A 24874-nucleotide genomic window follows, 5' to 3' on the forward strand; every position below is an offset into this window, starting at 1 on the left:
TCAGCTCTTCGCGCGCCAGCCCGCGGGCGGGTCCTCACCGACGCGCCCGTCGACCGCCTCGCGGAGCAGGTCCGCGTGGCCGGTGTGCCTGCCGTACTCCTCGACCAGGTCGCAGACGAGCCTGCGCAGACTGGCGTGGCGACCGTCGGGGCCGGACACGTGGACGAGCTGGTCGAGCCCGCCGTCGGCCAGCGCGGTGGTCAGCCGGACGTGCGAGCGGTGCACGGCGGCGTCCCAGAGGGCGTAGAGCTGCTCGGGGGTGTCGTCGGCCGCGGAGGTGAACGGCCACTCGGGGTGGGCGTCCCAGTCCACGCTCGCCCACGGTTCCCCGGGCGACCCGCCGCGCATCTTGACGGTGAACATGTAGTCCTCGACGAACGCGAGGTGCTTGAGCAACGCGCCCAAGGTCAGCGCGGAGGCGCCGACGCGGACCGACAGCCCGGCCGCGTCGAGGTCGTCGGCCTTCCAGCGGAAGGTCGTGCGCAACCGGTCGAGCGCGCCGACGAGGTGCTCGATCTCCGTGCCCGCGAAGGGCGGCTCCCACGGGTAGTCACTCTCACTCATGGCCGTCACCGTAACCTCGACCCCCGACAGCCGCAGGGAAGGCGGTCGTCCGGGGCACCGCGCGATACCCCGGACGACCGCTTCAGCACAGTGCCGTCGGCTTCAGCACGGTGCCGTCACGAACATGGCGTCGAGACCGTCGCGTCAGAGGCACTCGAGAACGGCGTCGTCGAGTCGGACGAACCGGCCCGCGCCGGTGCTGTTGCCGTAGATCGCCTGGACGTAGACAGTCGGGACACCGGTGAGGTCGACGCCGGAGGTGACGATCTTCTGGTAGCCGGCACTGCTCAGCCACGGAGCGGTGCTGGTCAGGATCCGCCAGCCGTTGGGGTCCCACACCTGGAGTTCGACCTGGGCGCCCTGGTCGACCGGCCGGGCCCAGACGCGCGCCCGGCAGTTGTGGCGGTTCGGCCAGGAGTCGACCGAGACCCGCAGGCGCTCCGCGGCCCAACCGTGGGCGGCGTAGAGCCACCCGTTGTTGGCCCCGTTGTGGGCGAAGCCGAGGCCGTAGTTGACGTCGGTGGCGCCGTCACCGCTGGTGAACCGCTCCCAGCGGATCCACGGGTCCCCCTCGAAACCGTCGGAGTCGCCCGCGTACCGGGCCATCGCCGCATGCTCGCCCGACACCGGCGCGGCCACAGCGGCCGTCCCGGTGGTCAGCGCCGCGGCACTCGTGCGGTGGTTGCCCCGCCCACTGACCGTCGCGCACACGGAAGTGCTCGGCCATCCCCGAATCCGGGTGGTTCGCGCTCCGATCGGGTGATGCCGACCGTCGCGCACCGGCGGGCACCGGCGGGCACCGGCGGGCACAAACGGCTACCGGCCCGCTCGAGTCCGGGTCCAGGGTAGTCCAGTGTGGACAGACACGTGACACACCGGACGAAAGTGTCGGAAACGTACTCCAACACCACGGGCACCAAAGCAGACGAACGCCCCGCCCGATTCCGCGCTCTACTCCACGCGAGCGATTTGGCGACAAGAACCCTTGCGCCGTGGGGGAAAGTGCCACAATCGGATCGTCCTCGCCACGAGTTGGGGAAGGGGAGTTCCTGATGACCTCGACGATGGAACGGCCGACCGCGGTCACGGTCGGGTACAACGGCTCGGCCTTCGCGCACCGGGCCGCCCACTGGTCCGCGCACTACGCGCGCCTCGGTGTCGGTGGCGTCCGGTTGGTCCAAGCCTACGAGTACAACATGCTCGACGCGCTGGTCAGCGAGCGCATCGTGCGGTGCGCCCGGGACGAGCTCGCCCGGGAGGCGGGCAAGCTGCGGCACGACTTCCCCGACCTGGCCATCGACACCGTGCTCAAGTACGGGCACCCCGGCGACGTGCTCGCCGAGGCGACCGCGGACATGAGCGTCCTGGTGGTCGGCGCGGGCGGCGGCGGGCTGACGCACGGGGTGTTCGGCTCGGAGGTGGGCAGACTCGTCCGCCGCGTGCCGCACACGGTGGTCGTGGTCCGCGGCGCGGAGAAGAGGGCGGACCAGTCGCCGGTAGTCCTTGGCGTGCACGACCCAGCGGACGACTCCGCCGCGATCCAGTTCGGGTTCGACTTCGCGGCCCGAGCGGGCGTGGCACTGAACGTCGTGCACACCCACCCGCGCGGGGTGGCCGACTCGACCGACCTGGCCGCCCTGGACCAGTGGCGCACCAGGTACCCGAACGTCCGCGTCACCGTCGAGTCAGTCGTCGGGGACGCCGCGCGCACCCTGGTGGAGCGGTCCACCCACGCCCGGCTGCTGGTCATCGGCTACCACGGCCACAGCACCCTGCACCACACCCTGCGCCGCTCGGTCAGCCGAGCCGCCACCCAACACGCCGCCTGCCCGGTGGCGATCACCACCACCCCGGGCTGAGTCCGGGCACGAGGTCCGGGACACCTCAGGCGCGGAAGTCGGAGGTGTCCAGGTCCGCGGTCGGTTCGACCCCCTCCACCGCAGGCGTCCCGCAGGCCGGGCAGTGGATGTCGCGCGGGAGGTCGATGCCGTACCAGCGCAGGACGCTCATCGTGTCGACGCCGGTGGCCATGGGGGGCAGGGCGGCGTAGTCGGTCTCGGCCTCGCGGCGGTTCAGCCATAGGTAAAGCGGTGCCACCAGGTCCTCGTTGAGGGACGCCAGAGTCGTGGCCGTCCCCGCGAGGAGTTCCTGCGTCGTCAGCTTGGCCATCATCAGCGCGATCGGGGCGATGTCGGCGGCCAGGCCGGGCTCGACGGCCACCGGGCGGTCGCTGTAGGCGATGCGGTGGGCCTGTTCCGCCGAGGCGATCTCGCGGTCGTTGGCCATCGCGGGCACCGCGCTGACGAAACACTGGTAGCACGGCGTGAGTCCGGGTAGGTAGCGCAGCACCTGGCCGCCGTACGCGCGGCGGAAGACGCCCGCGAAAAGCGCGGGGAGGCCCGCCAGCACGCAGAGCCGGTTGACCAGCAGCCTGCTCTCGCGGTTGTCCGTGGCGCACACGACCACGTCGACGCCCGCGGCCTTGATCGCCGCGGTGAGCTCGTCCACGGTCTCGCTGCTGATGCGCAGGTCCAGCGTGGTCACCTCGGCGTCGGGGTTGCGGTCGAGGATGAGTTCGCGCACGGCGTTGGTCTTGAGCCTGCCCACGTCCGCGAGCCCGCACTCGTGCCTGCACACGTTGCCCACCTCCAGCCGGTCGTGGTCGACCAGCAGGAACCGGCCCACACCGCTGCGGGCGAGTTCGCGCACCACGACGCTGCCGCCAGAACCCAGCCCCAGCACGGCGACCGCCCGGTCTCGCAGGATGTCGGTCTCGAAGACGCCGCGCACGCGGTCGAAGACGTCGGCGTGTTCCGGGATGACGGTGACCGGCAGCGGCCGCAAGGACTCGTCCAGGCAGACGACGTCCGCGCCGTCGACCACGCAGTGCACCCTGGCGCCCGCCACCGGCTCGTCCGGCGTCGTACGCAGGACCACCGCGCCGTCTCCCGGTGCGGCGTGGACGCGCAGCACCTCACCACCGTCCACTTCGGTCACCCGTGCGCGGTCGACCGCGCCAGCGGCCACCATCCGGACCACCGCCGCCTCGAAGACCACGTGGGCGCTCACCCGAGACCGCCGCGGAACGAGCGCATGTCCTCGACGGTGATCTCGGCGACGTCGCCCGCGCTGACCTTGTCGGCGGAGACCAGTTCGAACTTGCCGGTCTGCGGGTTGAGCACCATCTTCTTGCCCTGACCGCCCTTGCCCTTCGCGGTGCGGTCGAGGAAGTCGCGGATCGCGTCGTGGCCGTCGGTCATGGCTGTCTCCCTTTCACAGCAGGAAATCCTTGATGGGCCTGCCGTCGTCGAGGTGGCACTCGTAGGCGGTGGTCCACAGCATCGCCTTGCGCAGCACCTTGACCACCGAGAAGGCCGCGCTCCAGTCCTCCGGGCGCACGATGCAGATCTTCGCCCAGCCCGGCCGGTCGGTCTGCCAGGTGTGCATCGCGTGGCTGTTGCCCCACTGCTCGATCGGCCGGTCCCAGCCGCGCAGCGGGCTCGGGTAGGTCACGTAGGTGTCCGGGATGGCGTCCGGGTAGCCCGGTGGCAGGTTCACCCGGATCTGGTACCGGCGGTCGGAGTTGCTGGTCCACCAACCGGACACGTAGGTGTCGACCTGCGGGCTGTGGAAGGTGAAGTCGGGCAGCAACCTGCGCAGCGACTGCTGCTCCTGGGCCAGCCTCAGCTGCTGGTACGGCTTCCACACGGGCATCACCTTCCCCGTCGCACGGGTGGTTGGAGGGTGGCCAGGACGTGGCCGACCCGGGACGCCACCTCGACCCCGGCGGCTCGTTCGGCGGGGGTGACCAGCTCCCGGGGCGCGACGTCGGGCCCGGCGCGGAACCGGTGGCTGACCACCACCGGGCCGCCGGCCCACCCCAGCTCGAGGACGTGCTGCTCGCCCCGGGCCGCCAGGGTGAGCTGCAACAGCATCCCGTCCGCGGTCGGCTGGATCTCACAGCGCACGGCGGCCGAGGCGGTGCGCAGCGCGGGCTGCACGTGCTCGGTCACGTACTCGGTGAGGTCCGCGATGGCGAAGTCGGACCGTCCGGCGTCCTCCGGGTTCTCGGTGAGCCTGGGCTGGTCCCGCGCCGCCCGGCCGCGCCCGGTCAACACCGCCAGCGCTCTGGCCGAGATCCTGGTCGGCGGCCCGTCAGCGTCCGGGGAGGTAGCCAGTTCGAACCGGACGTGCTCCCCCGCGCCCTGGACGGACAGCGGCCCGACGAACGGCGGGTCGTCCGCGAGCAGGGCCTCCCGCACGGGGCTCACCCCGGGGAGCACGACGATGCCGGTGGCCGCCCGGCGCCCCGCGGCCGCGTCGAGGTGGAGGTAGGGCTTCACCACGACCGGCCCGTCGCGGTCCCGCCCGGACGGGCCGAAGTAGGTCAGCAGGTCGCAGAACCGGGTCCGGCCGGTGCGGCGGGCGAACCGCAGGGTGCGGTTGAGGTCGCCACCGCTGAGCTCGGTCAGGCCCAAGTGGTGGTGGGAGTGCCAGAGCCCGACCGCCTGCACGCCGAACCGCTCCACCAGCGACTCCTCCACCGCGCGGTGGGTGGCCGGGTCCTGCTCGAAGTGGGTCGCCGCGCGCACCGCGCGCGGGCCCGGGCCGATAGCCAGGAACACGGTGAGGTTGCCACCGTCGGTCCAGAGGCCGAAGAGGCTGCCGCCGGTCTCGATCGACCGGTGGGCGTCGGTCTCGCCGATGACCTGGGCGAGCTCGGACTCGAAGACGCGGACCACGGCCCGGCTCATCGCAACGCCTCCACAACATCGGCCAGGGTGCACTCGGGCGACCAGTTCGCCGGGCTGATCCCGATGTCGACGCCGTCGACCCGGATGGCCAGCGGCGGCGCGGCCGGGTAGTCCGCGCCGAGGACGATGGCGACCTCGTGCTTGCCGGTCAGGAACAGGCCGATGCCGCCGTCGATCAGCTCCGCGGTGACGTCGTAGCCGAGCGCGCTCAGCCGAGCCGCTTCCCGCTCGGCCACCGCCACCGGGCTGTCGGCGGGCGCGGTGGTGTGCGCGGCGGCCACGGCGGCGAGCAGGCCGGGCACCGCTCCGGTGGTGAGCTGCCAGTACGCGTCGACCACGGAGAGCAGGAACCACGCGGTGGTCGCGGCCACCACGTCCACCGGCGCGGCGGCCGGGAACTGGTCGAGATCGATGTGGTGCCAGCTCGGCAGGTGAGCGTCACGCAGGGCCGTCGAACCCGAACCGTCCCGGCCGTATCTCGCGATGGCGTAGGGGATCCCGTCCTGACCGGCGACCGAACCGAACACAGTGGACAGATAGGCGTGCGCGGTCACCGTTCGCGCGCCCGCCACGAAGTAGACGATGACCGCGGGGCCCCGGTCGGCGAACTCCGCCTCGGCGACCACCCGCGCGCCCACGTCGCCGTCGATGAACCGCGGCGTGCCCCCGTCGCGCGAGAAGGCCCCGGTCGGCGCGGTGGCGTAGCCGCCGAACCCCGACTGACCGGCCAGGATCTCGACCACCCGGTCCGCCACGCCGTCGAGGTCGACCGGGCACCGCGGCGGCGCGGGCGAGACCAGCAGGATCGGCACCGCTGAGGTGGACAGCAGCTGCCCCAGCTTGCCGGGCACGCCCAGCGGGTAGGACTCCGACTGCCGGAACTCGAGATCGATCTCGCGCATTCGGCGAGCGGTTCGCACACTGCGCTCTTGTGCTTCGGCATCGAACTGGTTTCGCAGGTGCTCGATCCGCACGGCGTTGCGGCCCTCGACCCAGGAGGTGACGGCCTGCGGCACCGCGGAGAACAACCCGGTGAGAAAGGAACCCAGAAGCTCCAGCATCAACCATCCCAGGGCCGGTGACGGTGGGGACGACTGTGGTATCGCCTGGCCAGGGCGCCGCATTATGATCCGAATGGGTGATGTGACGTCGAAATTCGGCGAGCGGTCGAGAATTCACGGAGAATGGCGACGGTGCGCTGAGCACCTTCATTGGATATTGTTTCACATCACGGCGACGGATGATCCGATTGATCGGCGATGAGCGGCAGCGCGCTCGCCTGATCCGATTCCGGTCGCCGAGTGCGTAGGTGATGTTCGACGATCGGAATGCTCGGCCGACTCTGTTGCCAGGCGCGTGGGCACGGCGGCCCTGCGGCGCGTTCACACCCGCACCCGTTGCGGCACAGGGCATCTGGCGCGTTGCCGGCAACCACCGCGGTCCCCGGGCTATTGACAGCCCCGGTGACCTGGACTTCAATCGCCATATGGTCCAGACCAATTCCGCTCGGTCTCGGCGGGTGGGCGTGGACCGGCACCCGCGGCCCGCGCCCGGGTCGTCTTCGCTGTCCCCACCGCACCGGGAGGTCATGTGCGTACCCGACACCGCTTGCTCGCCAGTCTGAGCGCGGCCGCGCTCACCAGCGTCGGCCTGGTGATCGCGCCGGTCGCCGCGCAGGCCGCCAACCTGTTGTCCAACCCCGGTTTCGAGTCCGGCACGCTGTCCGGCTGGACGTGTTCGGGCGGCACCGGCTCGGTGGTCGGCAGCCCCGTGCACGGCGGCACCAAGGCCCTCGCGGGCGCGGCGAGCGGGAGCGACAACGCCCGGTGCGCCCAAACGGTCGCCGTCCTGCCGAACACCGCCTACACGCTGTCCGGCTGGGTGCGCGGCAGCTACGTCCACCTCGGCGTGACCGGCGGCGCGGTCCGGTGGACCACCTCGACCGCGGGCTACAGCCTGGTGACCGTCTCGTTCACCTCCGGCGCGAGCCAGACCAGCGCCGAGGTGTACATCCACGGCTGGTACGGCCAGGGCGCCTACAACGCCGACGACCTCAGCCTCGACGGCCCCGGCGGTGGCAGCGACACCCAACCGCCCACCACGCCGGGCAACCCGCGGGTCACCGCGGTCACCGGGACCAGCGTCTCGCTCGCCTGGGACGCCTCGACCGACAACGTCGGCGTGTCCGGCTACGAGGTCGTCCGCGACGGCGGGTCGGTCACCCCGGCGAGCGGCACCAGCGCCACCGTGACCGGTCTGGCACCGAGCACCGAGTACCGCTTCACGGTGCGCGCCAAGGACGGCGCGGGCAACACCTCCCCGGCCTCGGCCGTGGTGACCGCGACCACCAGCAAGGACGGCGGCCCCGGCCCGGGCCTGGTCCAGGCCGCGCCCTACCTCTACCTCGGCTGGGGCAACCCGCCCGCGGCGACCGATGTCATGCGGGCCACCGGCGTCAAGTGGTTCACCATGGCGTTCATCCTCGCGCAGAACGGGTGCAACCCGGCGTGGGACAGCCAGCGGCCGCTGACCGGCGGGGTGGACGAGACCAACGTCAAGGCCATCCGGGCCGCGGGCGGTGACATCGTCCCGTCCATCGGCGGCTGGAGCGGCAACAAGCTCGGGCCCAACTGCGCCACCGCGGAGGCCCTGGCGGGCGCGTACCAGAAGGTGATCAGCGCCTACGGCCTCAAGGCGATCGACGTCGACATCGAGAACACCGACGAGTTCGAGAGCCCGGCGGTGCAGGACCGGATCCTCACCGCGCTCAAGATCGTCAAGGCGAACAACCCCGGGCTCAAGACGATCCTCACCTTCCCGACCCTCAACACCGGCCCGAACTCCTGGGGCAACCGGCTCATCGAGCAGGCGAAGGCGCTCGGCGCCAACATCGACAACTTCACCATCATGCCGTTCAACTTCGGCGGCGCGGCGGACATGTACACTAACACGGTCAACGCCACCGACGGGCTGAAGAACAAGGTCAAGTCCGTCTTCGGCTGGTCCGACGCCGAGGCCTACGCGCACGTCGGCATCTCGGGCATGAACGGCAGCAGCGACTCCGGCGAGGTCACCAGCGCCCAGACCTGGACCCGGATCCGGGACTGGTCCAACGCCCACCACATCGGCCGCCTCTCGTTCTGGGCGGTCAACCGCGACCGGCCCAACTGGGAGTTCACCGCCATCACGGCGGGCTTCACCGGCTGATCGCCGACACCGCACGACTTCGGGGCCCCGGGCGACTCGCCCGGGGCCCCGAACTCGTTCGCGGGCTAGGCGAGCAGGTAGGAGTTGGCGAAACCGCTGGCACTACAGTGGTTCAGCTCGTTGCGCACCTGCGTGTAGGACCAGCCCGAGGGCACCCGGCACACCCAGACCCCGCTGCGCGGCGACTGGAGCGAGTAGCTCAGGGCGAAACCGCTGGCGCTGCAGCGGTTCAGCGCGTTGTAGACCTGCGTGTAGGTGAACCCGGAGGGCACCGTGCACGCCCACAGCCCGGTCGAGGGCGACTCGACGAGGTACTTCAGCGCCCAGCCGCCGGGCCTGCAGCGGTTCAGCTCGTTGTAGACCTCCGTGTAGGTCTGTCCCGACGGGACCGAGCACTGCCAGGTCCCCAACACCCCCGCCGCGCTGTTCGCACCGGCCACAGTGTCCACAGTGGCCACTCGGCCGACACCGCCCGCACCGTCCGGCGCGGCCGCCGAGGTGCTCGCGCCCGCCAGCACAACCGCGAGCGCGCACGCCGCACTCGCCACCAAACCCAGGATCTTGCGCATGGTCTCCTCTTCCGGATGAACGATTACCGCAGGTCCCCGACGTCCAGAAGTCTGACGAAGATCAACCTTCGCGATCCAGGTGAAACCCGGGAAAGCGCCCGAATCGACCAAAGCGCTCCACAGCCGGTGACAGCCGCGCGGTCGAGCCGCGACAGTTGCCACTCGTCTAGACCATTGCTTTTCCCGCGATTTCCGCGAACCAGGGCCTCGGTCCGTTACCACACCAGCGAAAACCCTCTCGACGACTGTCCATAATCGACATTTTCGTTGCACGGGACGCACCGGGGCGAGCGTTTCAGGCGGACGGCCAGCTCCGGAGCAGGGAGTCGAGGGCGTCCAGGGTCCGGCCCCAGGAGAGCCCCACCTCACGCGGGGTGTGGTCGAAGCGGCCGGTCGTCTCCAGCGTCACGTAGCCGTGGAACGTGCTGTGCAGCATCCGGATCGCGTCGGTCTGGTCGGGCTCGGCCAACTGGTAACCGCGCAGGATCGCCCGGGTCATCTCCGAGTGCCTACCCGCCGCGCTGGTGACCACCTCTTCGGGTTCGAGGTCGAACTGCGCCGCCGCGTACCGACCCGGGTGCTGCTTGGCGTAGTCCCGGTAGGCGTTGGCGAAGGCGACCAGCGCGTCCTTGCCCGCACGACCCGCCAGGGCGGCGGCGACCCCGTCGGCGAGCTCGGATAGGGCCAGCAGCGCCACCCGCACCCGCAGGTCCCGGGCGTTCTTGACGTGGGAGTACAGGCTCGCGTCCTTGACCCCGAACCGCCGGGCGAGCGTGGCGACGGTCACGTTCTCGAACCCGACCTCATCGGCCAACTCCGCCGCCGCCAAGGTCAGCCGCTCGGCGGTCACCCCCGCGCGCGCCATCCGCCACTCTCCACTGCCTATGTCGTTAATCCAGTTGCCTAGGAGTACTAGGATACTACCTATGAGACCGGTTACCGAAGACGACATCCGGGCTTCCCTGGTCAACTGCACCAAGGGCGAGGCCAAGCGCATGGCGGTGCCCAAGGACCTCGCCGACCGCCCGTGGTCCGACCTGGACTTCCTCGGCTGGCAGGACCCGGCGGCCCGCGAGCGCGCGTACCTGGTGGTCGAGACCGACGACCGCCTGATCGGCGTGGCCCTGCGCGTGGCGCCCCAGACCGGGCAGGTCCGACGGGGCATGTGCACCCTGTGCCTGACCTCCCATCCGGGCCCCGGCATCTCCCTGATGACAGCCCGCAAGGCAGGCCGCACCGGCCAACAGGGCAACTCGGTCGGCGCTTACATCTGCACCGACCTCGCCTGCTCCCTCTACTTGCGCGGCAAGAAGCACACCGAGCCAGGCGGCCGGATCCACGAGTCCCTGACCACCGAGGAGAAGGCCGAGCGAACCATCGCGAACCTGACCAGCTTCCTCGACCGCGTGCTCGAGTAGTCAGGCAGTTGAACCGCCAGGCCGGTGACGGGGTCCACGCCCGGTCCCACGGCCGGACCGCCCCATCGCGCCTACCCTGACCAGTGAGCGGTGAGAGGTGGCTGGAGTGCGCATCAACGGCATAGTGAACCCGGACAAGCTCCGACGGTTCGCGGGCGAGCGGCTATTCGAACGGGTCGCGGGCCCGAACGGACCAGCGGTCCGCTCCCGAATCCACGACTCACCAGGCGAACGCTGGTTCGACGACGACCGACCGATCCGAACAGTCCACGGCGACGCGTCAATGTTCGTCGGCGGCCTACGGGCGCTGCTGCTGCAGTCACTACATCCGCTGGCCATGGCAGCAGTAGCCGCCCACTCCGGCTACCGGGGTGATCCCTGGGGACGCCTCCAGCGGACCAGCACCTTCCTCGCGACCACGACCTTCGCCACCGCCGAGGACGCCCAGGCCATGGTGGACCGAGTCCGCGCCATCCACGAGCGAGTACGCGGGACAACAGACGACGGCAGGCCCTACCACGCAGCCGACCCACACCTGCTGGCCTGGGTACACGTGGCCGAGGTCGACAGCTTCCTCAAAGCCCACCAACGCTACGGCGCACACCCCCTTGACCCCGCAGGCTACGACGACTACGTCGCCGACACAGCCAAGGTCGCCACGGCGCTGGGCGTCATCGACCCACCACTGAACCAGGCGGAACTAGCCGACCGCCTCGCCTCCTACCGAAGCGAACTCCACTCAACCCCCCAAGCCCGAGACGCAGCACGCTTCATACTCCTGACACCCCCGATCCCCTGGCCCGCCCGAGTCCCCTACGCAGTACTCGGCGCCAACGCGATAGCCACCCTGCCCCGCTGGGCAAGGTCACAGCTGCGGGTGCCGAGCCTTCCGGGGTTGGAGGGACCACTGGTCCGCGCGGCAGGACACGGAATAGTCCGGACAATCAGATGGGCCCTAACCCCTCCCACCCCAGCCTGAAAACGTCCCACCCCCCCTCTCCGCTCCCCCCTCCTCGCTTTCCCGCAACCTCCCCCTCCCCCACCCTCTCCCCACCTTCTCTCCCCCGCCTCTCTCCGGCGCTTCTCTCCGGCGCCCTCCCTCTCGTTCTCCCCACTCTCTTCTCTCTTTCCCCGTCCCCCGGCAGACCGCAGCGGTGAGGCCGACCCCGCTGGAACGCAAGTCCCGCTACGAATGCTCGATCTAGTGGACTCGCTTCGTGTGGGGGGAGAGCACCGCTAAACTTGACCTGTGGTGGGGATGCCCTTCGCCCCACGCTTTTTCCCCACCGCGGTGCTCTAGGGGCCCCACACGAAGCGAGTCCACTAGATCGAGCCCCCATCTTTTCCTCGGGCAGCCCCAGCGAGTGCGACCCGTGGCGTCGACCCCCGGGCGGCACACCTCGTGACCTGCCCGAGTAAGAGCGGGGCTCGATTGGCTGGACTACCTTCGCGCGGGGCCTATAGAGCACCGCGGTGGAGAGAAAAGGGCAGGGTAAGGGCATCCCCACCCACGGCAAGTTTAGCGGCACTCCTCCCCCACACGAAGGCAGTCCACCCAATCGAGCACAAACGTAACGGGTCTTGCGTACCAGCGGGCTCGGCTTTGAGAAAGTAAAAGATTGAGAGATTAAGGATTAAGAGATGAAGGATTGAAGGGCTAGAGAACAGGGGTTCTTGCTTCTGCGTCAGCGATCTGTGTCTGGGTTGCTGCGCAGATGGGTCGGAGGTCGGGTTCCGGGGTCTTCGTTCTGATGGTCAGCGTGTGCAGTGCGTTCGGGTCCAGCGTCAGGATTGTTCGGTACAGGTCAGCCGTGCGAACACCCGCGATGCTCCCGTGCTCGAGCATCAACTGAGCCACGCTGGAGCTGTAGCACTCAGTCGCGGCCCGCTGATCCCCCTGGTGGTGCGCGAGTTCGCGGGACCAAGCGGTGCCCAACAGGAGCGGGGACCAGTTGCGGGTCACCGGTCTCGGCACCGAGAACCGAGTTCGTTCGTGGTCTGGCAAGCACCAAGCCAGCGTGATGCGGCCGGGGAAGGTCACGCCAGTATTCTGGACGATCGCTTCGGCGACCGACAGGAAGTGCGCGGCTGTGTCGGGCAGCATTCGGGCGCGGGCAGGTAGCAGGACCACTGTGGTCCGGGCCGGCGCGAGTAGGTCGTTCGGGCTGACAAGTGTGGCGCGATCGCCTTGTGCGACAAGGGCTTCCAGGACACGATCCCCGAGGTCCGAGCCGGTCCCGTCGATGACGGCGATATCAGCGATCGCGGGCGCCGGTGGTGGGGGCGGTGTGCGGCGGAGCCAGCGGGGTAGGCGGATCACGTGGTGCCGTTGAGCAGGAACAGTTCCACGGTGACTGTTCCCGGTCCACCATCGCCGCCAAAGTAGGGACGGATCTCGGCGACCGAGCGCAGTTGTGGGATGCCCGCTCGCTGCACGACTCCCTTGAGGCGTTCGGAGAGTCGTGTGCCCTGCGCGGGCGCGTTGGCGTTACGGGAGGTGCCGAACAGCAGGATCAGGCCCACCTTGCCCTGCGGGGCGACGATCGCGTTCAGCTCGCGCACGAAGGAGTCCAGCACCTCCCGGTCGTCCGCCGGGAGTCCCATCGTGAACTTGCGGGACGTGAGTGCCAGCCCCTCGGGCGCGCCGGGTGTCGGGGGTGGGGTGCTCGGGGGTGTGGTGGTGGGCACGGCTGCCGCGCGTTGCGGTGGTGTCGCCTCTGAGCCGACGGCGACGATGACCAGGACCATGGCCAGTTCCGCGAACAGCCAGCCTGCCGCGCTGAGGGCTCCGCCGGTGGTGGGGCTGGGGAAACGCCTCCTCACCCGGCTACCTCGGTGGGTTCGGGGTGGCCGGGTTCGTGCCGTAGGCCGTCGGACACCATGGCGAGCCAGTTGACGTCCTTGACCGTTTCGCGCAGCTGGGTCGCGGTGTCCAGGACCGCGGTCACTGTCTCGCCGAGCTTGCCCGCGGCCGCGGCCACCGTGTCGGCGGCGGCGGTGAAGGGCTGTTCGGCGCGCGACAGGACTGTCTGCTGCTCCGCGGTGCGGTTGCCGATGGCCTCTGCCTGGTCAAGTCGCGCGGTGGCCTCGCGCAGGACGGTCTCGGACCGGGTGAGTGCGCCGTCGACAGCGGCGGCGGCGCCGGAGACCACGGCGACGGCCTCGGTCATGGGCTGTGCCTGCCGGGAGATCTCGGCGACCGTCTGGGTCATCCGGGTGTCCAGGTCGGCCAGCCGGTCGGTCTGCTCGCGCAGGCCGGGGACGGTCTCGGCGAGTCTGCCCGCGACGACGCCGAGGCGGTCGATCACCGCGAGCGACTCGCTCAGCTTCTCGGTGGCGGAGCGGATCTGGGCGGCGGCCTGGGACAGGTCGGCCGCGGCGGTCCTGGCCGCGTCGGCGACCGGTGGGGTGACCGAGCGCGAGCGCAGGATGGTCAGCAGCGGCAGGAGGTCGGCCTCCAGGTTGTGCGCGATCCGGTCGATGTCGTCCGCGGCGGCCTGCTGGGCGGCCGGGCGGCGGTAGCCGAGCATGATCAGCAGGACGGTCACGACGATCACCGCGGACAGCACGACCGGGCCGCGGAACCACGGCTGGGCGAGCCAGTCGGCGAAGAACGGTGGGCGGTCCGCGGCCGGGGTCGCGGTGTACTGCTGGACGTAGAACAGCTCAGCGGCCCCGAGTGCGATCCAGGTCAACACAACCGGCAGCAGCACCAGGGCATTGCCCGCGCGGGCGACCGGGTGCTCGCAGATCGACCGCAGGTATCCAGGTTCGCGCAGTCGCCAGAGGTCGGCGTCGCGGTCGAGCCTGGTCGGGTCGCGGTCGGCCTGGCCCGCCTCGCTCGCCGCGGCGGCGAGCACCAGGCCGAGTTGGCGCAGGTGCGCGGGCCGGGTGGCCGGGGTGACGCCCGCGACCCGGTCCAGTTCCTTGACCGCGGCGCTGATCAGGGCGCCGACCTGCTTGCCGGGCTCGGTGTCGGCGGTGCTGCTCATCGGGTTCTCTCTGGAGTCGTGGCGGTGGACCGGTGTCATCCGAGTCGCGCCAGGAAGAGGTGGTAGACGGCGAAGGCGACCACCGCGAGCACCCCGACGATCAGCAGCAGCCGCAGGGCCGGTGGCAGTTCCTCATTGGACTCGGGCTCACCGCCCGGCCGCGCCGACTCCACCCGCTGTCGCCGCTCGCCGTGGTCGCGCCGGTCGTCCCCGTCCCGGAAGTCGCCGTGTTCGAAGTGGCGGTCGGGCCTGCGCCGGTCCGTGAGGTGTCCACTGTGGACCTGCGGGGCGGTGTCGAAGCCGGTGAGCCCGGGATCGGGGCCGGTCGGGCCGAAGTCGGCCGGGGCGCTGTGCTCCTCCTGCCACTGCTGGGTGCGCGGAACGGGCACCGTCACCGGGCGCCCACCCGCGGTCGCCCGCTGGAACCGTTCGCCCGCCTCGCGCATCAGCCTGCGCCGCGCCTCGGAGTCCCCCGGCTGGTCCGCGTAGACGGCCATCGCGCGGCTGAGCAGCTGGTCGGAGAGCAGCCCCAGGTCCAGCAGGATGGGGTACGCGCCCTCGACCACGGTGAACTCGTCGTGCGGTCGGCGCTCGCCCAGCTGGATCACCCAGCGCTCGACCGGCACGTCCGGGTAGCGCGCGTTGTGCCGCAGCACGGTGGCGAGCAACCCGGGGCGGGCCTGCTCGCCGACCACGTCGAGGAACTGGTCGGCCACCGGCGGGGTGATGTACCCGATCCGCTGGGCGACCAGCCCGAGGGTTTCCACCGGATCGGGCGAGTCGCGCAGGAAAGCCCGGTGGGCGGCGCTGATCGTGCCCCCGGGGGCGGCCAGCGCCGCCGCGATCGCGGCGGGCGACGGCGGGAAGATCCCGACCGTCGGGTCCTGCGGCGACACCCCGATCGAGGCCAGCCACGCCCCGGACCGGTACACGGCGTCCACATCGGACAGTGGCCGGCCGGGCGCGAGCAGGGTGTCCTTGACGAGGGCGATCCGGTCGCGCCGGTCGGGCAGCGCGCGGATCAGGAAGTCGGCGAGGTGGCGGTGCCAGTCCGGGAACTGCCCGGCGTCGGCGGGCGGGAACCACGCCGGGTTCTCCCCCGGGCCCGCCGCGCGGTGCGCCCGCAGGACGCCCGCGAAGACCACCTCCGCCAGGTCGGCGGGCAGCCTCGGCGGAACCAGGTAGGCGATCGCGCGGACTGGTTCGCCCTGCGCCCACTCGAGCACGGCCGCCGATCCCTTGGCGGTGCGCAGCCGGTCGGGGTCGGCGGTGAACAGCCGGGGCACGTCCTGCGGGCGGACGCCGAGCTCCTCGCGGATCACGACGTCGAGCAGCGCGCGCAGGTCGGGCAGACCGTGGTAGGCGACCAGCTGGTCGGGCTGGGCGCGGGCGAGCCAGTCGAACGCGCGCGCGTCCGACTCGTCCCTGGCCCGTCCCGGGGTCGCCTCGCCCAGCCACTGCCGGACCCGGGCCCCGTGGTTGGCCGCGGTCTCGGCGGGCCAGTGCCCGGAGAGCACCGGGTAGTCGTCGAGCACCGCGGGCTTGAGCAGGTAGGTCGCCCAGATCCGGGACCGGGCCACCGCCGCGGGCACCCGGCCGAGCAGGCTGGTGATCAGCGCGGCCACCTCCAGCGGCGCGCCGTCGACCGGTACGTGGTGGCGGTTCTCGTCGATCGCGGCCAGCAGGTCGGCCACGCGCGCGGGGGCGGGCGCGTCGAACGGCACCTCGCAAACCCTCGCGTGCGCGAGCTTCCCGTTGGGCCCCACCCGCTCCACGCCCTCGAGCCACACCGTGTACGGGTGCACCGAGGCCGGGGCGAACAGGAACTGGCAGCTGCCCGCGCGGGCGAAGGTGCCGTCCCGGCCCTGCACCGAGAAGCACCAGTGCGGGCCGAACTCCTCGACCTCGGTGTAGACCAGGCACCACACCGGGAACCGGGTGTGGTCGCCGGTGCCCGCGGGGGGTTGGACCACGGGGAAGGCGGTCAGGCTCTCCGCCGCGCGGACGAACTGCGCGGGCGGGCGCGGGCCCTCGGTCGGCTCGGACAGTGCGAAGCCGGAGCCGACACCCCACTCGACGATCGTCCACCCGCTCATGGCCGGACCCTCCGGAGCATGCAGAGCAGCAGGTGGCACAGCGCCGCGGACCTGGCGTCGAACTCGGGGAAACTGGCGTCGCTGTCGCGCGGGGCGATGAGCTGGTCGGAGGAGGTGACCGTGACCGGCACCTCGCCCAGCGGCGAGCACAGGAAGAAGCGCAGCTCGCGCCACTCCTGCTGGAGCAGCAGGTCGATCGACTGGGCGAAGCCCAGGCCGCAGGCCACCCCGCAGCCGAGCGCGGACATCACGATGTCGCGGGTGCGCAGCACCCCGCCCTGCCCGGCCAGCAGCGAGGCCGCGACGTGCTCGTCCAGCGACGGCACGGTGATCCGGGTCGCCTTGAGGATCTGCTCGGGCACCCGCTCGGGGACCTCGACGTGCGTGCCCGCGCCGCCGTGCACCAGCTCCCAGAACTCGTCCGGGTCGCTGTAGTGGTCCACCAGCGCGTCGGCGAGCTGGCGGGCCACCTGGACGCCGAGCTGGGGGTCGTGCGCGAACTGCCGGATCCGGCCGATCAGGGTGGCCGCGGCGAGGTCGTCGACGACGATGCTCGGGAACTGCCCACCCGAGCGCCGGGCGACCTCGGCCAGGTAGCGGGTGACCCCGGTGACCACCGCGTCCTTGGCGCCCAGGTCGCGCAGGGTGCGCCGGCGCGCCGGGTGGAAGCCGCCGTCGGCGGTGCGGCCGGTGTCCAGGGCGAGCCGGATCAGGTCGGCCTTGGTCACGCTCACCAGCAGGTACTGGTCCGGACCGTGGTCGATCGCCAGGCCGCCGGTCTCGGTGAGGGTGTTCGCCAGCTCCCGCTGCACCTGGTTGCGGGTCTTGCGCACCTCCTCGGTCTTGTCGTTGACCACCACGTCCGGCCGCATGCTCGCGGGCACCGAGGACCGCGCGACGCCCTGCGGCAGGAACTTCACGAACGGCGAGCAGATCACCGGGTCGATCACCCACACCAGGGTGCCGTAGTTGCTCAGCAGGTACCGGTTGTGCCGGTCGTTGGCCGAGCCGCTGTCGAAGGACTCCCCGGCCAGGTCGGCCACCGCGGCCAGCACCCGCTGGTCGCCGATCTGGTAGCGGCGCACGATCGGCTGCCGGATCCGCTGGCCCCAGGACCGCTTGTCCACGTTGTCCGGGCCGAGCAGCTCCAGGTGGATGTCGAGGATCTGCTGCACCAGCCCGGGCGCGACGTGCTCGGCGAGGAACTCGAAGGGCAGCATGTCGCGCAGCGTGGTCGGGTCCAGCGGCAGGCCGTCGATCTCGGTGCGCAGGTAGTGCCGCTTGAGCAGGTCCAGCGGCGCGGCCTCGAGCAGCCAGTCGGCGTTGTAGACCGACACCCGGGTGGTGGCCACCGTGGGGTCCAAAGAGGACATACCACCGACGGCGAGGTGCTGGCTCAGCGTGCGCAGCATCAGGTAGCTCTTGCCCGCCGCGACACCGCCGACGGCCGCGATCACGTCGAACCGGTCCACCGTCCACGGCTGCGCCGGGGTCGAGCCACCGGTCACCACGTGGTCGAGGAACACGTGCCCGTCACCGCACAGCCGGTACACCAGGTGCACCCGCGCGGCGTGGAACCGCGGCGAGGGCGGCCAGGACCGGCTGCCGTCCCACAGGCTCAGCCGCCAGTCCACCACCCCCCGGCCCTCCACGCACAGCTCCAGCCGCAGACTGGGTTTGCGCACCCGGCCGTGCTGGTCGTAGGACAGGCCGACGCCCAGGTCCTCGTCACACGCGGGGCAGCGGACCAGGCTGCCGTAGTGCTGATTCATCCGACACCGCTTCCGATCACAGGGCCAGCACCAGGATCCAGCCGACCGTGACGAGCACGGTCAGCGGCAGGCACACCACCAGCGCGGCGGCCAGGCCGTGCGCGCGCCCGCGCCGCTCGGCCTCCACCAGGTAGTGGTGCAGGTAGGGCTCGGCCCGGGCCTCGGCGAGCCTGCGCACCGTGGTGTCGTGGGCGACCCAGTTGCCCACCGCCCGGCGCACCGCGGGGTCGGTGGGCACCGGCGGCGCCACCTCGGCCACCGCGGCCACCAGCGAACCGGGCACGACCTTGCCGAACCACCCGCGGTCAGCCATTTCCGACGATCACCCCGATCAGTGTGACGACCATGGCCAGCAGCGGGAGCAGGCCCCAGCACAGCGCGCGCCAGTAGGCCGCGCGGGCGACGGAGACCTGCTCGGTCGCGACCCGCCGCAGCACGGTGGCCACCGCGGCGTTGAGGGCGGGAGGCGCCGCCTGGATCTCCGTGCGCAGCGCGACGAGCCGCGCGGAGTGCGCGCCCGCGAAGACCGGCGCCGCCACCGGGTGCTGGACCTGCGGGTCGACCGGCGCGGCGGTGACCGAGCCGAGCAGCCGCAACCAGCCCACGGCCGTCCAGTCGTCGCCGACGAGCGCGTCGTACTGGAACGGCGCGGCCAGCGCCTGGGCGAACGGCGCCCAGCGCGGGTCCTTCCAGTAGGACGCGATGGCCGCGGTGACGATCTCCGGCTGGTCGATCGGCCGGGCGCCGTCCTCGTCCTGGGTGAGCAGCGCGTAGGCCCGGTCCTGGCCCGCGACCGCGGCCAGCACCACCAGCGCGAAGCCGAAGCGGTCGTGCTCGCGCAGGTCGACCTCGGTGGTCTCGTCGTGCGGGCGGTACCACTTGGCCAGGATCCGCGGCGAGGCGTAGGTCGTGGTCAGCCGCAGGTCGACCAGCCGCTCCCAGCGCCGCGAGACGGCGTCGCCGTCGATGAGCACGTAGCCGGACCCGTCGTCGGCGCGCCGGTAGCGGCAGATGTTGGCGGGCTTGATGTCGCAGTGCGCGATGTCGAGCCGGTGGCACTGGTCCAGGCCCGCGGCCAGCGCCATCAGGTCGTCCACCTGGTCGAGGCCGGGGGCCCCGCGCTGGTAGGACTCCGACCAGCCGACCCGGCGCAGCATCGGCGAGGCGGCGATGACGAAGCAGTTGGGCTGCGGCCGGTCGTGCACGCCGAACCACGCCGAGAGCCGGTTCTCCGGGTCGTCGCTCACCTGCTGGGGGCTGGCGTACTCGGTGGCGCGCCGCTCCCCCAGCACCCCGGAGCCGGGCGGCGGCAGGCTGATCGGGGCGATCGCCCACGGCGGTGTGCGCGCGGTGCCGCCGACGGCCGCGTTGACCTTGTCCACCAGCGCCGCCTGGGTGCGCAGGTAGCGGCGCAGCTGGTCGGCGTGCTGCGGGGTCGCGCACCGGTAGATCTTGACGTGCCAGGTGTCCGGCTCGGGGGTCTGGCGGACGCCCTCGGTGTAGAGCACCTGGACGTCGAGGTAGTGCCGGTCGCTGGTGGTGGCGCCGGGGATCGGGAACCGGCGGTCCACCGCGAGCTCCCCCGCGCTCGGCGGCGCGATCCGCAGGACGTGCCCGTGGTTGCCGGTGGTCAGCCACACGTCGTGGGTGGCGCCGGTGCCGGGGTCGGCGGGGCCCGGCGGGCTCAGCGTGCCGCGCGCCCAGCCCACCAGGTCGTAGTCCAGCTCGGAGATCAGCTCGCCGGAGTGCCGGTGGTAGGCGATGCGCCCGCCCGCCGCGCACCGCACCCCGTCGGGCGCGGTCGGCACCAGCAGGACGCCGTTGACCCACACGGCCAGGTCCGGGCGCTCCCAGGTCCGGCGGGCCAGCAGCACGCCGCCCGCCAGCCGCAGCTCCAGCAGCGGGCCGGCGGGTACCGGGGACATGGACTGCGGGAGCACGAAACCCTTGCCGCGCCTGCCTTCCGGGCGCTCCACGGCGTGCCAGGTGTCGTCGGCCGGGAACAGGTAGTCGAAGCGCAGCCCGAGGAAGGAGAGGGTGAGGAGGCGGTCCTGGCCCGCCGGGCGCGGTCGGCGCGGCGCGGGCGGCTCGCCCGGCCCCAGCAGGTTCGACACCGGTTCGCAGCGGACGTCGTAGTTGTCCGGCAGCCCGGTGGCGACCTCGAAGTGCAGCTGCAGCGAGACATCGCCGCGGCGCAGCTCCTCCAGCGTCTCGCGGACCGCGTCGCTGCCGGTCGGGCTCAGCGGCAACGAGGTCCGGACCAGGACGCGCACCAGGGTGCGCAGGCCGTCGGGGGTGCGCACGGTCGAGAGGTAGCGGTTGAGCTCGCTGCCCGCCGCGGCGCGCACGCGCTCCTCGAAGCGCGGTTGGTCCTGGGGGTTCACCTGCGCCCCCGAACGACGCTGTCGACGATCTGCCCGGCGAGCCAGCGGGCCCGGACCGCGCCCGCGGTCTCGTCCTTGGTCTCGACGACCACGGCGAAGGCGACCGGTCCGCGCGGGGTCTTGAGGAACCCGACGAGCCAGGCGAACTGCCGGATGAACGTCCCCGGCTCGGCCTCCTCGTCGGTCACCTGGACCTGGGTCCCGGTCTTGACCCACAGCTGCGGCCTGCCCGGCGTGGCGAGCTTGTGCGCCGTGCCGATGTCGGACGTCGTGCCGGCCAGCGCGTTCGTGAGCTCGTTGGCCAGCTCCGGGGACAGCACCCGCCTGGTCTCACCCGTGATGGCGCGGCGTTCGCCGCCGAGCGCCGGGGTGATCGCGTCGAGGAGCGTCGGCTGGTGGACGGTGCCGCCCGCGGCGACGCCGGACATCACGGTGGCCATCTGCAGCGGGGTGCCCACGACGTCGCCGCCGCCGAGCACGTCGTTCCCGATGGCCGGGCCGTCGGACTTCTCGGGCACCCGGGAATCCGCGCCCAGCGACTTGCCCGACGATATCCCGGCCAGCCACGCCGAAGCCGGGGCGGCTCCCCCGGTGGGCACCGGGCCGACGGTGAAGCCGTACTCCTTGGCGGTCTCCCGGATGGCGTCCCACCCCATGTCGAGGGCGAGTTGGACGAAGGCGGTGTTGCAGGAGACAGCGAGCGCGTCGCCCAGGGTGATCTTCCCCTCGGGGGTGGTGCCGACGCACGCGGCCCTGTTCGCGTTGCGGATATCCCGGTTGCCCAGCGGGACCGTCACCGGGGCGGGGATCAGCGACTCGGCCGTGCGGCCCGGCTCCGCGCGCAGGTAGGCGGTGGCCACGACGACCTTGAACGTCGAGCCGAGCCCGTACTGCCTGCCCAGCGCGCGGTTGACGTCGGTGGCTGGCAGCGGCACGTCGTCCTGGTCGCCGACGAAGTGCTTGCGCCGCTGCGTGGACTCGGCCGACTCGGTGGGGTCGGGGGTGCGCAGCGACCACTTCCAGCAGCGGTCCAGCTCACTGTCCTCATCGGACTTCTTGCAGTCGTCCGCCTCGGCCAGGTCGCCCTTGGCGTCCCGGGTGCCGAAGTCGTGCGCGCGCAGAAAAGCGGTGCGCGCGGCGTCGTCGACCGGGACCTTGGTGGTGTCCTGGCCGGTCTCGCCCGGAGCGCTCGCGGTCGCCAGCACGCGACCGGTGTCGGCCTCCATGACCACCGCGCCACCGGCCAGCGGCGGCACGGGCTTGCTCTCGCCCTCGACGACGGCGTCCATGCGCAGGGCCGCGGCGGTCTCCCGCTGGATGGCGGGGTCGACGGTGAGTTCGATCAGACCGGCCTCGGGGGTCGCCGAGGGTGGCCCGAGCCGTTGTCCCAGCGAGGTCCCGGACGTGCCGTCGATGACGTCGGTCAGCGCCAGGTCGATCGCGCCGCGGCCACCGCCGGACTGCAACAGGCCACCGAGGTCCTCGAGGGACACCGTCGGGGCGCCGATCGGCACCCAGGCCGAGCCGGAGCGGTCGCGCACGTACTGCGGAACGCCGCCCAGGGCGACCCGCACCGTGGTGCGGTCGTAGGCGAGGCGGTCGGTGGAGCAGGCTGTGGACACGACCGTCGGGCGCTGGGTGCTGCAGTAGGCCCGCTCCTCCGGCAGGCCGTTGTACGGGGCCAGGGTGATGCCGCCGATCAGCGTGAGGCAGAGCACGAAGATCACCGCGATCGCCGGGAGGGTCGGGCGGGCCCACCACGCGCTGAACGCGCTCGGCGGGAAGGCGGGGACGAGTTCCTTGGTGCCCAACGGGTTCGGGGCGGCGGGCGCGGAGCCGCCCGAGCGGTACTGCACGACCACCGCAGCGATCACGCCGAGGCCGAGGGCGATCGTGGAGTGACCGCCGCGGGAGAGGAACGGCGCGGTGATACCGGAGTGCGGCAGCGCGTTGACGGTCGCGGCGAGCACGAACAGGAACTGGCCCAGGATGGCGGCGGTCAGCCCGACGACGAACAGCCCGCCCGGCTCGACGACCGGTCTGGGCTGCCGGGGCGTCGGCGAGGCCGGGGCGGGTTCGGCGGGGATCTGCCGCCCCAGCCGGGTCAGCGCGGCGGCGAGCAGTGCGAGCACCGCGGCCAGCAGCAGCACGGTGATGCCGCCGAGCTTGCTCCACACGACGCTGATCACGAAGTCGGTCGAGGCGGCCGGGACGCGGCCGGAGGTCGTGTCCTCGAGGCCGCGGCCCCACACGCCGCCGTCGGCGATGACCGAGAGGGACTGGGCGATCTGCGAGCGCGCGCTGGCCTCGGCCGAGCGGAAGGAGATCTGGCACGCCTCGGTGCCCGCCGGGACCGGCGGCGGGGTCGCGGTCGCCGGTGGGGTCTGGCACTCGGCGGCCCAGGTGTAGGCCCAGGGGTCGGACCAGACCGCGCCGCGCTCGGAGATGTAAGGGGTGGCGACCATGCCGATGGCGCCGATCAGCACCAGCAGCGCCAGCGGCGCCCACAGCGGGCGCGAGTAGCGCAGGGCGACCCGGCGCCGGGCCCGGGACCGGCCGCGCCCGCGCGCCCCGCTCACCTCGGGCGCGCGGTTCGCCTGGATCGCGAGCAGCACCGCGAACATCGCGACGGTGCCGAGGAACATCGGGATCATCGGGCCGATGTCCTGCTTGAGCCCGCTGGCCAGACCGACCGCGGCGAACAGCCCGACCGGGTACCACAGGTGCCGCCCCGCGGTCAGCAGCTCGCGGGCGCCGCGACCGGCGTCCAGCCGGAACCCGTAGGCGAAGTCGGCGAGCATCCAGGCCAGCGCGACGAAGTAGAGGATCTTGCCGTACTCCGGGGTCGCGATCCCGGCGATGGTCAGGCCGTTGCCCAGCAGCGGCAGGGCGAACAGCGCGAACACGACCCCGATCGCCACCAGGTGGCCCCGTTCGGCGGACCGCTGGTCGCCGCGGAAGGGCAGCCGGAAGCGGATGCCCCGCTCCTTCTCGCGCGCGGGCCGCGGCCGGGTCGCCCAGGTCAGCGCGGCGATGGCGAGCAGCAGGACCAGCGCGGGCACGAGCACCGCGCGCACCGCCTCGGCACCGGACTCCGCGGTCAGCCCCTCCGCGACGCGGGTGCGCGGGTCCGGGACCACGACGAGCCGGATGGTCAGCAGCAGTCCGAAGAGCACCAGCACCCCGGCGGTGAGCAGCACCGCGACGGCCGCGGGCGCCACCTCCGCGCCGCGGCGACGGGCGTGCGCGACGCGCAGCAGCCGCACCCCCAGGCCCACCGCGAGCGCCACCAGCACCCCGACCGCCATGACCCACAGCGTCGAGCGGAACCGGCCACCCACCAGGAAACCCAGCCACAGCAGGCCGAGCGGCCACCACAGGCTCGGGTAGGCACCGCGCACGAAGGACATGGTCACCGCGCCCACCGGCGGCGGCGCGTTGACCGCGGCGAGCGCGACCGAGCGCCGCCGGGCCAGGAACCGCCCGGCGTTGACCACCGCGAGGACGAGCGCGACGAGCACGAGCAGTCGGCTGATCCCGGTGAAGCCGTCGAAGAACATCGCCAGGACGGCTAGCGGGCCATGGCTCATGGTTCGGCGACGACCTCCATCACGGGCGCTGGCGCGCCATCGGCTTCCGGTGGACACATCGGCGCGTCCACGATGGCCACCCGAAGATCACTGTGGAGTTCGTCGTCACCCGGACGGGTGTTACCGGCGCCCGGCGACCACCGGTACCGCCAACGGTGGCAACGCGGGGATAACCGCACGTCACGGCCGTGCGGTTGCTCGCAGAATTCGGCCAAACAGACCAAACCTGTCGCAATATCGCGAGCCGTCCCGCCCGGGTCGGGCGCTCGACGGACCGCCCCGGGCAGACCCCGGGGCCAGGGCCGGCCCCGCCCGCGACGACCAGCACGGCGGTCGAGCCCCCGCGTCGGGGGTCCCGGCAAAGCGCGGATCACTCATCCTTTTGTGTCATCGCGGTCGAAGGGACTGCTCCGAGATTGGTTGACACCTGACCTGTGAGGGCTCGCGTCCTCGCTGGAAGGATGTCTCTGTGCCCAAGCCATACCCCAGGGAGTTCCGCGACGATGTCGTCGCTGTCGCGCGCAAGGG

General features: G+C 71.9%; 20 protein-coding genes. 4 read left to right on the forward strand and 16 right to left on the reverse strand.

Annotation, left to right across the window (positions count from 1 at the left end; genetic code table 11):
* Both QSK30_RS21690 and QSK30_RS21695 read right to left on the reverse strand, forming a co-directional pair.
* Entirely contained in the window at positions 1-564 is a 564-nt protein-coding gene (locus tag QSK30_RS21690; RefSeq protein WP_285505308.1) for a mycothiol transferase, read from the reverse strand.
* Between the two features lie 144 nt (positions 565-708).
* A complete protein-coding gene (locus QSK30_RS21695) occupies positions 709-1275 on the reverse strand; it encodes a hypothetical protein (protein ID WP_285505309.1) in 567 nt (188 codons plus the stop codon).
* Between the two features lie 341 nt (positions 1276-1616).
* Between QSK30_RS21695 and QSK30_RS21700 the strand changes: the two genes are divergently transcribed.
* Positions 1617-2423 carry a universal stress protein gene (locus QSK30_RS21700; RefSeq protein ID WP_285505311.1) on the forward strand — a complete coding sequence of 269 codons (807 nt, stop codon included), beginning with the start codon at positions 1617-1619 and terminating at the stop codon, positions 2421-2423.
* Positions 2424-2448: 25 nt separating this feature from the next.
* Here the strand turns inward: QSK30_RS21700 and QSK30_RS21705 are convergent, their stop codons facing one another.
* From QSK30_RS21705 to QSK30_RS21725, 5 genes are read right to left on the reverse strand one after another with little or no spacing between them, the layout of a single operon-like run.
* Positions 2449-3633, reverse strand: coding sequence for a HesA/MoeB/ThiF family protein (locus QSK30_RS21705; RefSeq protein ID WP_285505313.1), 1185 nt, complete (start codon positions 3631-3633; stop codon positions 2449-2451).
* Positions 3630-3824 (reverse strand): hypothetical protein, encoded by a 195-nt coding sequence (locus QSK30_RS21710; RefSeq protein WP_285505314.1) that lies wholly within the window; start codon positions 3822-3824, stop codon positions 3630-3632. The genes QSK30_RS21705 and QSK30_RS21710 overlap by 4 nt, the downstream gene beginning before the upstream one ends.
* 13 nt (positions 3825-3837) lie before the next feature.
* Complete coding sequence (locus tag QSK30_RS21715) at positions 3838-4272, reverse strand: hypothetical protein (RefSeq protein WP_285505315.1); 435 nt, start codon at positions 4270-4272, stop codon at positions 3838-3840.
* A 5-nt stretch (positions 4273-4277) separates the two neighbouring features.
* Positions 4278-5318 (reverse strand): hypothetical protein, encoded by a 1041-nt coding sequence (locus QSK30_RS21720; protein ID WP_285505316.1) that lies wholly within the window; start codon positions 5316-5318, stop codon positions 4278-4280.
* Positions 5315-6379 carry a hypothetical protein gene (locus tag QSK30_RS21725; protein ID WP_285505318.1) on the reverse strand — a complete coding sequence of 355 codons (1065 nt, stop codon included), beginning with the start codon at positions 6377-6379 and terminating at the stop codon, positions 5315-5317. The genes QSK30_RS21720 and QSK30_RS21725 overlap by 4 nt, the downstream gene beginning before the upstream one ends.
* 547 nt (positions 6380-6926) lie before the next feature.
* Between QSK30_RS21725 and QSK30_RS21730 the strand changes: the two genes are divergently transcribed.
* Positions 6927-8525, forward strand: coding sequence for a fibronectin type III domain-containing protein (locus tag QSK30_RS21730; RefSeq protein WP_285505319.1), 1599 nt, complete (start codon positions 6927-6929; stop codon positions 8523-8525).
* 65 nt (positions 8526-8590) lie between these two features.
* On the opposite strand, the gene QSK30_RS21735 is transcribed toward QSK30_RS21730, so the two are convergent.
* Both QSK30_RS21735 and QSK30_RS21740 read right to left on the reverse strand, forming a co-directional pair.
* Positions 8591-9094 carry a hypothetical protein gene (locus QSK30_RS21735; protein ID WP_285505320.1) on the reverse strand — a complete coding sequence of 168 codons (504 nt, stop codon included), beginning with the start codon at positions 9092-9094 and terminating at the stop codon, positions 8591-8593.
* 295 nt (positions 9095-9389) lie between these two features.
* Positions 9390-9959, reverse strand: coding sequence for a TetR/AcrR family transcriptional regulator (locus QSK30_RS21740; RefSeq protein ID WP_285505322.1), 570 nt, complete (start codon positions 9957-9959; stop codon positions 9390-9392).
* Positions 9960-10020: 61 nt separating this feature from the next.
* Between QSK30_RS21740 and QSK30_RS21745 the strand changes: the two genes are divergently transcribed.
* Together QSK30_RS21745 and QSK30_RS21750 are read left to right on the forward strand one after the other, a co-directional pair.
* Positions 10021-10512 carry an FBP domain-containing protein gene (locus tag QSK30_RS21745; RefSeq protein ID WP_285505324.1) on the forward strand — a complete coding sequence of 164 codons (492 nt, stop codon included), beginning with the start codon at positions 10021-10023 and terminating at the stop codon, positions 10510-10512.
* Between the two features lie 106 nt (positions 10513-10618).
* Positions 10619-11491 carry an oxygenase MpaB family protein gene (locus tag QSK30_RS21750; protein ID WP_285505326.1) on the forward strand — a complete coding sequence of 291 codons (873 nt, stop codon included), beginning with the start codon at positions 10619-10621 and terminating at the stop codon, positions 11489-11491.
* A 1337-nt stretch (positions 11492-12828) separates the two neighbouring features.
* On the opposite strand, the gene QSK30_RS21755 is transcribed toward QSK30_RS21750, so the two are convergent.
* Genes QSK30_RS21755 through QSK30_RS21785 form a run of 7 tightly spaced genes read right to left on the reverse strand, consistent with a single transcriptional unit; the run spans position 12829 to position 24346 of the window.
* A complete protein-coding gene (locus QSK30_RS21755) occupies positions 12829-13335 on the reverse strand; it encodes a hypothetical protein (RefSeq protein ID WP_285505328.1) in 507 nt (168 codons plus the stop codon).
* Positions 13332-14504 carry a hypothetical protein gene (locus QSK30_RS21760; RefSeq protein ID WP_285505330.1) on the reverse strand — a complete coding sequence of 391 codons (1173 nt, stop codon included), beginning with the start codon at positions 14502-14504 and terminating at the stop codon, positions 13332-13334. Before QSK30_RS21760 ends, QSK30_RS21755 begins: the two co-directional genes overlap by 4 nt.
* Before the next feature lie 35 nt (positions 14505-14539).
* Complete coding sequence (locus tag QSK30_RS21765) at positions 14540-16600, reverse strand: hypothetical protein (RefSeq protein ID WP_285505331.1); 2061 nt, start codon at positions 16598-16600, stop codon at positions 14540-14542.
* Positions 16597-18372: a hypothetical protein gene (locus QSK30_RS21770; RefSeq protein ID WP_285505332.1), complete on the reverse strand. Its 1776-nt coding sequence runs from the start codon at positions 18370-18372 to the stop codon at positions 16597-16599. The genes QSK30_RS21765 and QSK30_RS21770 overlap by 4 nt, the downstream gene beginning before the upstream one ends.
* A 16-nt stretch (positions 18373-18388) precedes the next feature.
* Complete coding sequence (locus QSK30_RS21775; protein ID WP_285505334.1) at positions 18389-18685, reverse strand: hypothetical protein; 297 nt, start codon at positions 18683-18685, stop codon at positions 18389-18391.
* Complete coding sequence (locus tag QSK30_RS21780; protein ID WP_285505335.1) at positions 18678-20756, reverse strand: hypothetical protein; 2079 nt, start codon at positions 20754-20756, stop codon at positions 18678-18680. Before QSK30_RS21780 ends, QSK30_RS21775 begins: the two co-directional genes overlap by 8 nt.
* A complete protein-coding gene (locus QSK30_RS21785; RefSeq protein ID WP_285505336.1) occupies positions 20753-24346 on the reverse strand; it encodes a penicillin-binding transpeptidase domain-containing protein in 3594 nt (1197 codons plus the stop codon). Before QSK30_RS21785 ends, QSK30_RS21780 begins: the two co-directional genes overlap by 4 nt.
* Positions 24347-24874: the final 528 nt, after the last annotated feature.

Source organism: Actinokineospora sp. NBRC 105648 (assembly GCF_030269645.1).
In the GTDB taxonomy this organism is placed as follows: Bacteria; Actinomycetota; Actinomycetes; order Mycobacteriales; family Pseudonocardiaceae; genus Actinokineospora.